The sequence below is a fragment of the Gabonibacter massiliensis genome (assembly GCA_001487125.1).
In the GTDB taxonomy this organism is placed as follows: domain Bacteria; phylum Bacteroidota; class Bacteroidia; order Bacteroidales; family Marinifilaceae; genus Gabonibacter; species Gabonibacter massiliensis.
Map to the genome: position 1 here is coordinate 153,609 of LN913011.1, position 15,177 is coordinate 168,785.

10 protein-coding genes are annotated in these 15,177 nt (G+C 40.5%); 5 read left to right on the forward strand and 5 right to left on the reverse strand.

The window, feature by feature from the left end; genetic code table 11:
* Nucleotides 1–25: 25 nt before the first annotated feature.
* From BN3283_RS01515 to BN3283_RS01535, 5 genes are all read right to left on the reverse strand, one after another.
* A complete protein-coding gene (locus BN3283_RS01515; protein WP_059025418.1) occupies nucleotides 26–1,489 on the reverse strand; it encodes an aminoacyl-histidine dipeptidase in 1,464 nt (487 codons plus the stop codon).
* Between the two features lie 322 nt (nucleotides 1,490–1,811).
* Nucleotides 1,812–3,287 (reverse strand): golvesin C-terminal-like domain-containing protein, encoded by a 1,476-nt coding sequence (locus tag BN3283_RS14400; protein WP_147625512.1) that lies wholly within the window; start codon nucleotides 3,285–3,287, stop codon nucleotides 1,812–1,814.
* Between the two features lie 1,866 nt (nucleotides 3,288–5,153).
* The gene (locus BN3283_RS01525) at nucleotides 5,154–5,645 is read right to left on the reverse strand and encodes a hypothetical protein (protein WP_041504783.1); all 492 of its coding nucleotides are present in this window, start codon (nucleotides 5,643–5,645) and stop codon (nucleotides 5,154–5,156) included.
* A 19-nt stretch (nucleotides 5,646–5,664) separates the two neighbouring features.
* Nucleotides 5,665–6,075, reverse strand: coding sequence for a hypothetical protein (locus BN3283_RS01530; protein WP_059025420.1), 411 nt, complete (start codon nucleotides 6,073–6,075; stop codon nucleotides 5,665–5,667).
* A 162-nt stretch (nucleotides 6,076–6,237) separates the two neighbouring features.
* Nucleotides 6,238–8,448, reverse strand: a complete 2,211-nt coding sequence (locus tag BN3283_RS01535) for a S9 family peptidase (RefSeq protein WP_237143294.1) — start codon at nucleotides 8,446–8,448, stop codon at nucleotides 6,238–6,240.
* A 229-nt stretch (nucleotides 8,449–8,677) separates the two neighbouring features.
* On the opposite strand from BN3283_RS01535, the gene tgt reads away from it, so the two are divergent.
* The 5 genes from tgt to BN3283_RS01560 all read left to right on the forward strand — a co-directional run bounded on the left by tgt (nucleotide 8,678) and on the right by BN3283_RS01560 (nucleotide 15,059).
* Nucleotides 8,678–9,808 (forward strand): tRNA guanosine(34) transglycosylase Tgt, encoded by a 1,131-nt coding sequence (gene tgt, locus BN3283_RS01540; RefSeq protein WP_059025422.1) that lies wholly within the window; start codon nucleotides 8,678–8,680, stop codon nucleotides 9,806–9,808.
* Nucleotides 9,809–10,888, forward strand: a complete 1,080-nt coding sequence (locus tag BN3283_RS01545) for an LptF/LptG family permease (RefSeq protein WP_041502372.1) — start codon at nucleotides 9,809–9,811, stop codon at nucleotides 10,886–10,888.
* A gap of 130 nt (nucleotides 10,889–11,018) precedes the next feature.
* Complete coding sequence (locus BN3283_RS01550; protein ID WP_059025423.1) at nucleotides 11,019–12,440, forward strand: pseudouridine synthase; 1,422 nt, start codon at nucleotides 11,019–11,021, stop codon at nucleotides 12,438–12,440.
* A gap of 104 nt (nucleotides 12,441–12,544) precedes the next feature.
* Nucleotides 12,545–14,539, forward strand: a complete 1,995-nt coding sequence (locus BN3283_RS01555) for a polysaccharide biosynthesis protein (protein WP_235375031.1) — start codon at nucleotides 12,545–12,547, stop codon at nucleotides 14,537–14,539.
* The gene (locus tag BN3283_RS01560; protein WP_041502370.1) at nucleotides 14,532–15,059 is read left to right on the forward strand and encodes a UpxY family transcription antiterminator; all 528 of its coding nucleotides are present in this window, start codon (nucleotides 14,532–14,534) and stop codon (nucleotides 15,057–15,059) included. The genes BN3283_RS01555 and BN3283_RS01560 overlap by 8 nt, the downstream gene beginning before the upstream one ends.
* Nucleotides 15,060–15,177: the final 118 nt, after the last annotated feature.

The window sequence follows — 15,177 nt, forward strand, 5'->3', positions numbered from 1 at the left end:
AAATAAATCTGTCTTCAAAGATGTATTATTTTTCAGGAATAGCCTGTAAGGTAGCCTTCAGAAAATCCCAGAATTTAACGATGGATGCGATGTTTACCTTTTCATCCGGAGAGTGCGGAGAGCTGATGGTCGGTCCGAACGAAATCATATCCCAGTTCGGGTACGTGGATCCGAGAATACCGCATTCCAATCCGGCATGGATGGCCATAATAGCCGGTTTTCTACCGTATAATTTCTCGTATACGTTTTCCATCGTTTTACGGATTGCCGAGTCTGGATTGGGTTTCCAGCCCGGGTATTCTCCCACGAAATTGATCTGGTCCGCTTTGGCCAGTTCGAACACAGCCTGAACGGATTGAGCTAATGCCATTTTTGCCGTTTCAACAGGAGAGCGCATCAACATATAAACTTCTACTTTGCCTTCTCCTCCTTTGACGATGGCAAGGTTATTGGATGTTTCCACCGTGTCGGGCATAGAATCGATCATTCTCATGGCTCCATTCGGACAAGCCACGATCGCGTTGATGATATTAGCTTGAATTTGAGCATTCATCACGTTTCCGGGCATGGAAACTTCCTCTGCGAATAGTTGCAATGTCGGTTCTTTTGCACTGAGTTCCGCCTTAAAGATGGTTTCGTATTCTTTGATTCTGTTTTGGAATTTATCAACATGGATTGCGGGAAGGGTTACAATGGCAAATGCCTCGCGCGGAATGGCATTTCTCATGTTTCCTCCTTCTATGGAAGCGATTCTTATATCGAGTTCCTGCGCTACGGCTTTTAAAAAGCGGAAAAATAACTTGTTCGCGTTTCCTCTTCCCAGGTTAATGTCCATACCCGAATGGCCGCCTTTCAATCCTTTTAAGGCCAATTTATAGGCTTTATTTCCGGCCGGCACGGCTTCCGGAGTATAAGTAAATTGAATTTCTCCGTCAATACCACCTGCACATCCGACATATAATTCGCCTTCCGTTTCCGAGTCCAAATTCAAAAGGATATCACCTTTTAACCAGTTCGGACGAATGCCGTTGGCTCCGTCCATTCCTGTTTCTTCAGTGGCGGTGATCAACACTTCTAACGGCCCGTGAGGAATATCTTTGGACAGCAGTAAAGCCATGCCGGTGGCGACGCCGATCCCATTATCAGCTCCCAGGGTCGTGCCGTCTGCTGTTACCCATTCTCCGTCGATATAAGCATCGATCGGATCTTTGGTAAAGTCATGTTTTTTATCTTCGTTTTTTTGAGGAACCATATCCAGATGTCCTTGTAGAATAACTCCTTTACGGTTCTCCATTCCCGGTGTTGCGGGTTTGCTCAATAGTATATTATTGGCTTCGTCCATCTCGGCTTTTATTCCGTTTTCTTTTGCCCAATTCATAACGAATTCTCTTGCTTTTTCTTCGTGATTGGAAGGACGGGGAACTTGCGTGAGTTTATAAAAGTTTTCCCAGATAGCCTGAGGTTCCAGCGTGCATATGCATTTGCTCATAATCTTTATTTTTTAAGTTAAACGATTTCTCTTTTGTCGGCATCAAGTGGTATTTGCAAAAAAAAAAATTACATACCAATTACTCTACTTGCATTTTCGACCCCTAAAGTTATAAAAAATTAAATTGTTTCGTCAATGAAATTGATTCTAATTATGCAATTTTGTCATTCTCTGTCATAAAACGCATGTAATCAAAAGGTATCGAACCGAGATGGAGGTGTCATTTTCTAATGTGTGAAAACCATTTTTCATATTGCTTGTTACAAGATAATTTTTGGGGGATAAAATAAATTCTTTTAAAAAATGTATTTGTGATAATTATTTAATTTTCCAAAGAATCGGTTCTTACCCATTTTACGGCATCTGCAACAATAAACTGTTCCGCTTCTCCTTGGTCGTTGAGCGTCGTGCGGACTTTACCTTTATGAAAATGGTATTTTCCGAGAGAAACCCATGCTGATGTTTTTTTAGGTGTGATTTCTATGGATTTTTCTTCTTTTCCTGTATAGACAGTATAGTGGTAGGTTAGATTTTTCTTTTCTGGTTGTTGTGTTCCGCCTGAAATAAATGAAGCGGTAACGGGGGAACGATCGTGAACCATAACCATGACTTCATATTCCCCCGGAGTGTTAATGTATGTTTCCCAGATTATTTTGGCAGTACCGTCTCCGCCTGATTTGTACAGATAATTTTTAATATATTTGCCGTAAGCATTTTCTGAAAACGTAGGAGTCCATGATTTTGTCCGTTTATGAAGAGGGTTTGAAGCACGATATTTCTTTTTTCGACTTTCCCAAAGTTTTTGAATCAGGTTTTGTTTAAGATCAATTTTAAAACAGGTTGAGTCTTCGTTATCCACGATGATTTCATTTTTAGGAGTATCAAATTCGGATAGGGGAAGATCCAATACATACCATCCCTTTCCCGGTATTGGATCAAGTTTGATAGGTGTTTTATTTGCCATTGTCCATGGATTGGAAATGAGAAAGAGGTTTCCTGGAATATTCTTGGAAAGTGTGTTTATTTTGAAAAAACCAAAAATATCGATTATTCTTACTTCTTTAGCTTCGTTCGGTTGGAGATAAAAATTGTGATTTACAATTGAGTCGCCTCGTGATATTTGACAAGAAATGAGTTCTTCTGCTTTATCATTATTCGAGATTTTTATTTTCCCCATTCTTAAATCCGAGTTGAATATAGGCAATATTTCTCCGTCTTTTATTTGCACGAGACCATCGTGTTTGCAAGTAGCCCATTTATATACGATTTCTTTTAGGTTAATTCGTAATGAGTCTTCCATAATGTTTGTAAATTGATTAAATGTTATTTGATGCGGATATTGGGTATATATTGAATGGATTAGTCTGAACAGTTTTTGTCTGGAAGTATGTGTTGTCAGGTAATCTAACAAGTGTTCGCTTTTCAATTTTAGAATTTCCTGTAAAAAGAATGAAGGGAGATTTTGTTCTAAAACTTCTTCGATTGTTTTTCCTTGCAAGAAACTGCGGGCTTCCCGTTCGTAAGGAGAAGGAGTTATTGTGACGAATTGGCATAAATTTGATTCTTCTTGTAGAAGAAGTTTGATGATTAGGTCCAAATAGGGATATTTTTCGGAATATAAGGTTGTGTGCGTATCATGTAGCATTGGGAGAATGTTATAGGGATTCGGTTTGTTTTGAAAGTTCTGTTTTTTCCCGAATATTTGATGAATGGCGGTACTGTTTTGTTTACTATCGGACGTAAGAAAGGAGCTGGCCCAAGTTATAAATAAATTTGCTTCCGCTTCGGTCTCGCTCATCCCGTTCCGGAGCATATTTTTGAGAGAAAGGGTATTTCGAAAATGATTTATATCCATGTCGATACCCAATTCCGATAAGAACACGAGACCGGGTTGAATTCTGTTATTGCATTCTATGCTGAACTGCTCTTTTTTTTGAAAGATTGCCGGTATTTCAAGTAATAGTAATTGTTGGTCATATTGTTTGATTCCCTGTAGAAACTCATCAATCCGGTGGGCCGATAACAAATTCTGCTGAATTTCAAATTGTAAATCCTTTCCCGTCGTGTGTCGGAAATAGGTAGAAAAGAAATCATGATTTTTAAAATAGAATAATTCTATTCGTGAGTTTCGGATTTCCATGTATTTTGATTCGTAAGGTCCGCCGCATAAAGAGAGTCCCTTTATTGGGTGTGAGGGATGGAATGATATGCTATCTTTACCGGAATAACTTTTTTTACCCTGAGATATTATGCGTGTTTGTCGAGGATGTAAGACGGAGAGATGAAAGCTTGTGAAGTCGTTATAACTGAAATATGAAACTCCCGGAAGGACTGGAGGAATGCTTGTCGGGTACCATATGCAGTAGGGAGTTAACAAAAGAAAATTGTCGCTGATGAAAGAATTTTTCTGTCCGAAACGGAAAATGAAATAATCAAGAGGAGACTCGTGTATTTTTTGTTTCGGTTGATCTATATTGCAAAAATTTTCGTCAATATATCCTTCATACTCGATTTGTAGATGTACAGAATCTCCTTTATGGAGAAAACGTTGTATGCTTAATGTTTGATTATTCCGTGTGTATATTAAGGGGTGATCTCCTTCCCTTAAACTCGTTATTTTCAATCCCGGGTTCAAAAATAGTATAATTCGAGTGAGAGGTTCCGGATTCAGATTCTTCGCAACTATATCGCTTTTCAAAAATATTTTTTCTTTTTTTTGTTCAAAAATTATCGAGTGTTCTTTTATATGGGCTGAAGCAGTAGCCTCGTAAAAGGAGTAATTCTTTCGGAATTTTTCTCGTGCTTGTTCGTTTTTGCTATAGTTAAATTCTATAATAAAGCCCGAGATTATTCCGATGAATATAAACAGGCAACCCCCGGATGATTGCAAACGGATATGTTTGGGATTGTTCGGTTTGCGATGTAATAGAACGACGGCCGTGATAATTAATCCGATTCCTATTAGAAGATAGATAGATCGTTGTAGTAAATAAGAGGATAAATTCGGATGGCCGCTTATATCCGAAAACATGTTCGGTAAAGAATGACCCAGAAAGTCGAGTGTCCCGTATGTATTCGGGGTAAAAAATGCCGTCACAATCCATAAGACAAGTAGTATCGTTTGTGCAAAGAAACGTGATCCGGTTATACCTGATAACCATAACCCTAAACCTGTCAAAAAACAGAGTGAGGGTAAAGTCAAGGTGAATAAATAGAATAAGTAATATGGAAAGTAAAAAGGAGCATCGCTTACCAAAAGGTTCAACAAGCAGCAAGTCACAATAGAAAAAATATTTATGATGACGTACAAACAGAGAATTCCCATGACTTTTCCACACAGGTATATATTATTTTCGATAGGGCGAGTATAAATGCAGGCATTCCAAGCTTCTCGTTTTTCTCGCTGGAAAAAATCGGTGATAAAGAAAATGATTAGTAGTGATTGAGCAATATTGAAAAGGTATGCATTTAGGTAAGGCATGTGTGCTGCAGAGGCAATCATTCCCCAGTCGGTATTTGCCCCGATACATTGAAACACCACTTGCAGAGAGACAATTCCACTTAAAGCAATAAAAACAAATACTTGCCATGTCCCGTTACGGGATATTAGCTTTATCTCTTGACGTGCTGTCAATAAAAAATGAGACCATTTCATGTGGTATTGTTAATTCTTTGACTCGGGTTTTATTGTCGTGACATTCTGGGGATTAATTTGCACGATCTTCTTACGTGCAATACAGGATTTTCCCGACTTCTCTTTTTCCGTTAAATGTATTGTTAGAAATATTGCCGTGGATAATGCTTCTTTCTTTTTCTTTTGAACAATTAGTTTCAACCGGAAAGTTTTAAAATTCTCTTTGTGAATTTCTATAATCGAATCATTTTGTGAAACGCATATTTGAAATGAATTTGATTTCGAAAGAGGGCTTTTCTCTTTATTATATTCAAAAATAATATCTTTTAATGCGTTTCCGGCAGAGTCGGACACATTAAAATGAAGTATATTTTGCTCGAATAGAATAATGGTATCGCGTATTTGTCCCCCGTTTCCTTTTTTCTCCTTGTCTTTTTTTTCTTCAGGAATAAACATAAAACTCGTCATGATAATAGTTGAAAGCAGTAAAATAGCTTTAAAGTAGATTTTATCTTTTCCCATGATGATTGTGTGTAATATGTTATTTTTTTCTTTCGGAATAGAATCTTATAGGTTTAATGTTTACAACTGATTCATGTCTCGTATCTGTAGATGATTTTGTAATGGGGATAGTCGGTTGTATGACTACAAGTTCAAAAGCGTATATATTTCCTTTCCCATCGTTCAGTATTACAATTCCTTCGTATTCCGGCCTGACGTTAAAAATCCATGCCGTAGGTCCATTTGCATAAAATTCAAAAACTCGTCGTTCATGGTAGATATGTATATTTCTGGGATTAGGACCAAATAAATATTCGAGGTCTATGCGAAGGTTACTTCCTATAGGAACGCTGTAAGATGGAACATTTCCTTGTGCATGGAGGAAATTTAAGGATATGTTGCTTGATGTGAAAGCAAAGATTAAAAAGAGGCAGCAGATTTTTTTTTCCATAATAGTATATCTTTAGATGCTATGGGATTGTTTTTGTGGCAATATAATATTATCTTTCCAAATAAACTAATTTTTATTCGGAAAAATAAAAAAAAGAGGATAGAAAAATCCCGCTTTTCGAAGTTATGAATAGAAAAGCGGGGTTATTTTAAAAGAAAAAATTTATTTCAAATGCTGATTCAGGTAATCCATGAATTTGCCGTACAAATGCAGACGTGTCATACCTCCGAATATACTGTGGTTGCGGTTGGTATAAATTTGCATGTCGAATGGTTTATTGGCTTGTACCAAGGCTTCCGATAATTCATAAGCATTCTGGATGTGAACATTGTCGTCTGCCGTTCCGTGACAAATTAATAAATGTCCTTTCAGTTTATCTGCCCAGTTGATCGGAGAGTTGTCATCGTAGCCGTTCGGGTTGTCCTGGGGACGACGCATGAAACGCTCAGTGTACACGGAATCATAGAACCTCCAGTTGGTAACCGGGGCTACCGCTATGGCCGTGGAGAATACATCGTTTCCTTTCATCAGGCAAAGAGAGGACATGAATCCTCCGTAGCTCCACCCCCAGATTCCGACCTTTGCCGGGTCGATATACGGTTTTTCAGCCAACCATTTGGCCGCGGCAATCATATCGTCACTTTCGATTTTACCTAACTGCATGTAAGTACATTTTCGGAATTCTTCTCCTCTTGCACCGGTTCCCCGGGGATCGATACAAGCTACGATATAACCTTCTTGTGCCAAGTATTGCGTCCAGTCGATGGCCCAAGAATTATGTACCTGTTGAGAATTCGGTCCGCTGTATTGAATGATCAATAAGGGGTAAGTTTGTTCAGGATCGAAATCGACGGGTTTCATAATCCACGCGTTGAGTTGTGTCGTCCCGTCTGCGGCCGGTATTTGAATGTATTCCCGTTGAGCCACGGAGTAATCTTTTAAGGTCTCCTTTAGCGCCGCGTTGTCTTCCAGTATACGGATGTCTTTTCCATTCGCCCCGTAAAGAGTGATGACAGGAGGAGTGTCGGCATTGGAAACCGTGTTTACATAGTATTTGAAAGATTTGCTAAACTCCGCATTATTCCAACCTTGCGTGGGAGTTAGTAATTTTTTTCGTCCTTTTAGATCGATGGAATAGACGTATTTCTCGATAGGAGATACTTCGTGAGAAGAGTAGTAGAATAATCTTTTTTCGGGATCGTAACCGTAAAAATCGACCACGTCGAAATGACCGGAGGTAATGGCTTGTTTTTCCTTTCCGGCCATGTCGAAGAGATAAAGATGGAGATAACCGTCTTTTTCACTGCTGAGTACGAAATGTTGTCCGTCTTCCAGGAAAATAAGGTTATCGAAGTTATTCTCGTCTATGTAGTATTTATTCTCTTCCCTGTACAGCATTGTCGTATTGCCTACCCGGGCGTTTGCCAGCAAAATTTCCAGCTTGTTTTGAAATCTGTTTAATTTCAGTATGGCTAATTTTTTAGGATCGGTGGTCCATTTAATACGCGGGATATAGATGTCGGTTTCGTCCCCGATGTTCATGGGAGTTGTGACGCGATCTTTTATATCGTACACGTGTACGCTGACTTTGGAGTTCGCTTCACCGGCTTTCGGGTATTTATAAGAATAGTTGGAAGGATAGACGGCATTTTCTTTCAGTTCCGGTCTCTCTCCCTTGAACATGTTCATATGGTATATCTTTACATCCGATTCGTCAAATTTCATGAAAGCAATGGCGGATCCGTCGGGGGCCCACTCGAATGCTTTATTGAATTCAAATTCTTCCTCGTAGACCCAATCCGGAGCCCCGTTAATAATTTGATTGAATTTTCCGTCGAAGGTGATCTGTAATTCGGAGCCGAAGCGTAAATCCGCGATAAAGAGATTGTTATCCCGTACGAATGCTATTTTGGTTCCTTCCGGGGAGAAGGTTGCCAAACGTTGAGGTCCACCTGTGGATAACGGTTTCAGTTCCCTGTTTTTAAAATCGAAAACGTAATAGTCAGCCGTGAAAGAACGACGGTAAATCGGTTTTACGTTCGTGCATATCAAAATACGGCTTTCATCGGGACTGAACTCGTAGTCTTGTATCGTTTTTACCTCTTTATATTTGGGATCACTGAGATCTAACAGGGTGTTTACGGCCTTTCCGGTTTTGTAGCTATACATGACTAATTTTTGTCCGTTGGATTCCAAAACCGTATAATGTTCTCCGTCGTTCAGTGAACGAAGTCCCCGAACCCCCGTGGGCATAAATGTATAATTGAGACAGAAATCGGCCAGACTAAATTTTTTATTTTCGCTTTGTGCATATCCGGGTAAAACCAACCCCACCATAAAAAGGAATACAATTAACTTGTAAAACATTCTCATAACCTATAATTTTTTAGCATTTTGAATCAAGTTCCAAAGATTCTATTTTTTTCTTTTATTTGAAAATGATTTGCTGATTTTAAGTTTAAAATAACGATTTAATGGCTTGGATTTTAAATTTTCGGCCTGATTTGAGAGGGAAGGGTACGTTTTTGCGATATTTAGGGGAAAGAGAGACGATTTTAATCTAAAATAATCACTATCTTTGCCGATTCAAAAATGAAAGCGAATGAATTACACCCTTTTAGCGAAAGATAAGCATAGCGAAGCAAGATGTGGCCTGTTAACGACAGACCACGGAACTATTGAAACTCCCATTTTCATGCCGGTGGGGACAGTAGGGACCGTAAAAGCTGTGCATGCCCGGGAGTTGAAAGAGGATATTCAGGCTCAAATTATTTTAGGAAACACGTATCATCTCTACTTGCGACCGGGTACAGATGTGTTGCAAGCCGCGGGAGGTTTACATAAATTTAACGCGTGGGATAGACCGATATTGACCGATAGCGGCGGTTTTCAGGTATTTTCTTTGACCGATAGCCGGAAGATCACGGAAGAAGGGGTTACCTTCCGTTCTCATATTGACGGGTCGAAACATCTTTTTACACCGGAAAACGTAATGGATGTCCAGCGTAAGATAGGGGCCGATATCGTGATGGCTTTCGACGAATGTCCTCCCGGTCAAAGCGATTACGTCTATGCTAAAAAATCTTTGGAGTTGACTCAAAGGTGGTTGGAACGTTGTGTAAAACGTTTTGATGCAACGGAGCCGTTATACGGTTACCGTCAGTCTTTATTTCCGATCGTTCAGGGATGTGTGTATAAAGATCTTCGGGAACGTGCTGCTGAGCATGCGGTGTCATTGGAGCGGGAAGGATATGCTATCGGAGGCTTGGCGGTAGGAGAGCCCGCGGAGTCGATGTATGCGATGATTGAGGTGGTGAACCGGATTTTACCGAAAGATAAACCCCGCTACCTGATGGGTGTCGGTACGCCCGAGAATATTTTAGAGGCCATTGCTTTAGGCGTCGATATGTTCGATTGTGTTATGCCTACCCGGAACGGAAGAAACGGAATGTTGTTTACGACGGAGGGGGTAATTAATATTAAGAACAAAAAGTGGGAAAAGGATTTTTCCCCCATTGATCCTTTAGCTCTCTCTTTCGTGGATAAAGATTATTCAAAAGCTTATTTGCGCCATTTGATTAAGGCAGATGAAATTTTAGGGTTGCAAATTTGTTCGATCCATAATTTGTCCTTTTATTTGTGGTTGGTAAAAGAGGCGCGGAAGCATATATTGGAAGGTGATTTCCTTGCATGGAAAACGAAAACAGTAAAAAAAGTGACAACTCGGCTGTAGATGAAAAAACTGGATATATATATTATACGAAAGTTTCTGGGTACCTTCTTTTTCTCAATGGTACTCATTCTCAGTATCGTTATCGTTTTCGACCTTTCGGAGCGTTTGGAGAAGTTTATAGAGAACAGTGCTCCGGTCAACGCCATTGTCTTTGACTATTACCTCAACTTCGTTCCTTATTTTGCGAATGTGTTTTCTTCTCTGTTTACATTTATTTCTGTTATTTTCTTTACTTCCAAGATGGCTTACAATAGTGAAATCATAGCCATTTTGAGTACGGGAACCAGTTTTCGCCGGATGGTACGTCCCTATATGATTTCGGCGGGTGTTATCGCGACGTTGTCCCTGTTGTTGACTGCTTTTATCATCCCTAATGCCAATAAGAAACGGATAGAGTTTTCGGAGAAATACATTTGGAAAACTTTTCAAAATCGAGAGAAGAATATTCATCGTCAAGTGGCTCCCGGTTCTTATATATATATGTCCTCTTTTTCCGTTGGTCCTAAAATAGGATATGATTTTTCATATGAGAATTTCCGGGGAGATACGTTAATAAATAAATTGAACGCCCGGTTGATCGAATGGGACGAGAAGAAAGGAAAATGGACGATTAAGGATTGGACTTACAGGGAGTTCGACGGAATGAAAGAGACGTATACGACGGGTAGACAGATCGATACCTTATTAAATTTTACTCCGGCGGAATTTTCAGAAGATCCCAAGAAGATAAAGGAACGTTTGACTTTGCCGGAATTAAATGAATACATTGACAGACAAAAGCTGAGGGGAAGTAGTAATGTTGTTGAGTTTCAGATTGAGAAATATAGAATTTTCTCCAATGCTTTTGCCACCTTTATACTGACATTGATAGGGGTGAGTATTGCTTCCCGAAAAATTCGGGGAGGTATGGGATTTCATTTAGGATTAGGGTTGTTGATCAGTTTTTCTTATATTCTATTCATGCAATTTTCGACGGTATTTGCAACCAATGGAAATATGAATCCGTTATTAGCGGTATGGATACCTAATATCTTGTATGCTTTCGTGGCATTTTTTGTTTATCGAACGGCTCCGAAGTAAGTTGAGTCGGGAGTACAATTGAATTAAAAAATAGAAAGATCAGTTGTCTAAAAATCGAAGAGCATTTAATATACTGTTGATTTATAGTATGCTCAGTTATAATTAATATTTAATTTATTAGAAGTCTGTTATGTACAATCGGGAAGAGAAAAGACCAAGGATTAGTCGAAATGCCGGGCATCGTGACGAGAATCGGCAAAGGAAGCCTGACACCCGTGAGGGAGATGAGAGGGCAAATCGTTTTAACAGGGAGCGGAGAGATGATTTTTTTTCCGGAGAGGGAGAGTCGGATCGTCCGGTCAGAAGGTTTAAACGGGTTGAGATTCGGGATTTGAATCAAGAACGAGAAGGTAAATTTGTTCGTCAAAATCGTTTTGACAGAGGGGAACGTAACGATGAGGGGGAGAGATTCCGTAGAGATCGTTACGAGGGAGATCGTGACGGGGAAAGAAAAGAACGTTCATTCCGTCGCCGGGACGAAAATTACCAGAAACGGGAAGAACAAGGAGAACGGAGGGAAAACCGTTTTCCGAGAAGAGAAAGCCGGGAAGATAGAAACGAAAGGTATACTTCCGACAGGGAGAACCGGAGCGAGGGGGGAGAACGGCGTTTCCAGCAGAGGAATTACCGGGAAGAGCCGGGAAAAAGAAATGAATTCAGGAGAGGAGCACGTTCTGAGCGGGAAGAGTATAACCGGGGAGAACGTGAAGAGAGAAACGACCGTTTCAACCGGGTAGATCGTCCCAATCGTGAACGTAGAAATTTTCCGGAAGCAAGAGAGAGAAAGAGAAGTGTCTATTCTCAGAAGAAACAGTTGGCTCATCGGTTGGAGAACGAAGGCGATGAAACGGAATTGCGGTTGAATCGATATATTGCCAAAGGGGGAATTTGTTCCCGCCGGGATGCAGATGAATTGATTTTAGCCGGACGGGTAAAAGTAAACGGTGAGGTGATACAACAAGTAGGTGTGAAGGTTAAACGGGAAGATAGGGTAGAAGTGGACGACCGTGTTGTTGTGCCGGAACGTAAAGTGTATTTGGTATTGAATAAGCCTAAAGATTACGTGACTACCGTAGATGATCCCATGGAGCGCAAGACGGTTATGTCTCTGATCGAGGGGGCTTGTAAGGAGCGGGTTTATCCGGTCGGACGTTTGGATCGCCAGACGACGGGAGTGCTTTTATTCACGAATGACGGCGATTTGGCTAAAAAATTGACGCATCCGAAGTACAATCAGAAAAAAATATATCACGTTTTTTTGGATAAGGTTGTAAGTATGGGAGATATTCAATCCATCCGGGACGGAATTGAGTTGGAAGACGGTTTTGTTCAGGCCGACGATATTCAAATAGCTGCTGATGATCGTACGCAAGTCGGCATCGAAATTCATTCCGGAAAGAATCGTATCGTTCGTCGTATATTCGAACATTTCGGCTATCAGATTCTTCGATTGGATAGGGTTTATTTTGCCGGAATCACGAAAAAGAACTTGCCTCGCGGAAGATGGAGATTCTTGACGCCTGAAGAGGTGACTGTGTTAAAAGTTTATTAAATAGGTAGATCTTTGTAGATACTATTGTGTTTTTTTATACTTTAACAACATCTTTCATGGGTCGGTTGCATAGACCCATGAGAGATGTAATATAACGGGAATTTATGGTTGCATTTGTTACAAATGGATTGAATAGGATGAAAGCGCTGCACTCTTTCTCCTATACGCCAAGATGGATCGTTTTTATAATCGACGTGATGTTGAGTTGCGTCGCGGTCGGTGTCACTTATTTGATACTTGGGAATTTTCAGTTAGACCGCATAAACATGTCTCTTGTTTCACGAGGGGCGATTTGTATCGTGGGGGTAAGGATTGTTAGTTTTATTTGGGGAAAAACTTATTCCGGTATTGTTCGATTTACAGGAACAGAAGATGCTTTACGGATTTATTATGTATTAACGGCTGGAGAGTTGGTACTTCTTTTAGGAAGCGGTGCTTATTTTTTGGTGACCGGCCGCCTATTGATCGCTATCTCCGTGCTTTTGACGGAGTACGTGTTGTTAATGAGTATGATGATTGTGAGCCGGTTGATTGTAAAAACTCTTTTTATCCAATATATAGGAGCGGAAAAGGCAAAGAAGAATGTCATTATTTGCGGAAGCGATGAGTATGGGATTATGGCCAAGCACGCGTTGGATAACGCGGAGGACGTGTCTTATAATATCCTTGCGTTTATTGATGTGAATGATAAAAAAGCCGGGAAAGTATTGGAGGGAATTAAGATTTACAAGATGTCTTCTTTGGGGTATCTGTTGAAGCGGAATAAGGTGGATAAAGTTATTATCGCTAAAAAGATGATCGCTTACGATAAAAAGCGAACGATTGTCGAAACCTGTCTGAAATATAATGTCAACGTGTTGGAGGTTCCTCGTTTCGAAAGTTGGATTAACGGGGATCTGAGTATACGGCATATAAAAAATATAAAGATCGAAGATTTGTTGGAGCGGGGAGAGATCAAATTGGATGAGGATAATTTGCGGAAGCAATTACTTAATAAGGTCGTTTTGGTGACCGGTGCGGCCGGATCCATCGGAAGCGAGATCATCCGTCAATTGACTCATTTCAGACCTTCTTTGATTGTGCTTTTTGATCAGGCAGAATCTCCGTTGTATGATATAGAACTGGAATTGAAAGAGGAATTTCATTTTTTTAATTATAAGATTGAAATCGGGGATGTTCGTGATAAAGAGAGGGTGGAAGGTATGTTCAGAATGTATCATCCGGATATCGTTTATCATGCCGCGGCTTATAAACATGTGCCGATGGTTGAGATGCATCCCGTGGAGGGGGTGAAGACCAATGTGTTCGGAACCAAGAATATGGCGGATTGTGCCGTAAAATACGGCTGCAAGCGTTTTGTTATGATCTCCACGGATAAGGCGGTAAATCCGACGAATGTCATGGGAGCCAGTAAGCGTATTGCTGAAATCTACACGCAATCTTTAAACAAGATATCACAAACTAATTTTATAACGACCCGTTTCGGAAATGTATTGGGATCGAACGGATCGGTTATCCCTCGTTTTAAAAAGCAGATCGAAACGGGGGGGCCGGTTACGGTAACTCATCCGGAAATAACCCGTTTCTTCATGACGATTCCGGAAGCCTGTCAACTGGTCTTGCAAGCGGGTGCTTTGGGGCATGGAGGGGAAATTTTCGTGTTTGACATGGGGAAAAGTGTGAAAATCGTAGACTTGGCTCGGAAAATGATCAAATTGTCCGGTTTTGAAGTCGGTAAGGATATTCATATTGTCTTCACCGGGTTGCGTCCCGGCGAGAAGCTATACGAGGAAGTTTTGAATGTAAAGGAGACAACTCTTCCCACCGTTCACGATCGAATAAAGATAGCTAAGGTCAGGGAATACGATTACAGGGGGGTATTGGAAGAGATAAATAGATTGCATTCAGCCTTGGAGACCGCGGATAGTTTTATGGTTGTGAAACAGATGAAAAACATCGTTCCTGAATTCAAGTCTAAAAACTCTGTTTTCGAATCCATTGATTTCCAAATGGAAGAAGAGGGAATGAACAAACAGATGCAAGGCGTACTCGATCGTATGGAAGTATTAGAGAAACAGGAGGTGTCGGGTGATGTTTGAGAAAAATCAATCGCGTTGGTACGCTGTTTACACGGCTTCCCGGGCAGAGAAGAAAGTAAAGGAGCGATTGGATCAGCAGGGGATTGTAAATTATTTGCCGTTGCGTGTCGTAATCAGAAAATGGAGTGACCGTAGCAAAAAGGTGGAGATCCCTTTGATAAACGGATATATATTCGTATACGTGAATTTATTGCAGATGCAAAAGGTTTTGACGACTTTTGGAGTGGTCTCTTTTTTGAAGGAATTCGGGATACCGGCTCCGATACCGGATAAACAGATAAAAGCATTGCGTTTTATGAACGATAACGCGGAGGAGGAGGTGGAAATTTCTACCGTGGATTTGCCTGTCGGTTCTTATGTGCGGGTTGTGTTGGGAAAGCTGGCGGGGTTGGAAGGAGAGTTGGTTGAGGTCAGGGGGAAACATCGAATTATGGTCCGTTTGGAGCATTTGGGGTGTGCTTTGACCACGGTGCCTTTAAGTTGTGTGGAACCTTATCGAAGAGTCGCTTCCGGTACGTAGCTACGGATAGATAATTTTCAGATATGTTTTTTTGATTTTCAATTAAAAACGTATCTTTGCCGTCGCCTGCAAAATAGAGTTGTTTTGGTGGTTTTGCGGTTAAATATTTTAGTGAAAA

Excerpts from the sequence above, each read along its gene's own strand:
- BN3283_RS01515 (WP_059025418.1), bottom strand. The coding sequence starts at position 1,489 with ATGAGCAAATGCATATGCACGCTGGAACCTCAGGCTATCTGGGAAAAC.
- BN3283_RS14400 (WP_147625512.1), bottom strand. The coding sequence starts at position 3,287 with ATGAGCGAGACCGAAGCGGAAGCAAATTTATTTATAACTTGGGCCAGC.
- BN3283_RS01525 (WP_041504783.1), bottom strand. The coding sequence starts at position 5,645 with ATGGGAAAAGATAAAATCTACTTTAAAGCTATTTTACTGCTTTCAACT.
- BN3283_RS01530 (WP_059025420.1), bottom strand. The coding sequence starts at position 6,075 with ATGGAAAAAAAAATCTGCTGCCTCTTTTTAATCTTTGCTTTCACATCA.
- BN3283_RS01535 (WP_237143294.1), bottom strand. The coding sequence starts at position 8,448 with ATGAGAATGTTTTACAAGTTAATTGTATTCCTTTTTATGGTGGGGTTG.
- tgt (WP_059025422.1), top strand. The coding sequence starts at position 8,678 with ATGAATTACACCCTTTTAGCGAAAGATAAGCATAGCGAAGCAAGATGT.
- BN3283_RS01545 (WP_041502372.1), top strand. The coding sequence starts at position 9,809 with ATGAAAAAACTGGATATATATATTATACGAAAGTTTCTGGGTACCTTC.
- BN3283_RS01550 (WP_059025423.1), top strand. The coding sequence starts at position 11,019 with ATGTACAATCGGGAAGAGAAAAGACCAAGGATTAGTCGAAATGCCGGG.
- BN3283_RS01555 (WP_235375031.1), top strand. The coding sequence starts at position 12,545 with ATGGTTGCATTTGTTACAAATGGATTGAATAGGATGAAAGCGCTGCAC.
- BN3283_RS01560 (WP_041502370.1), top strand. The coding sequence starts at position 14,532 with ATGTTTGAGAAAAATCAATCGCGTTGGTACGCTGTTTACACGGCTTCC.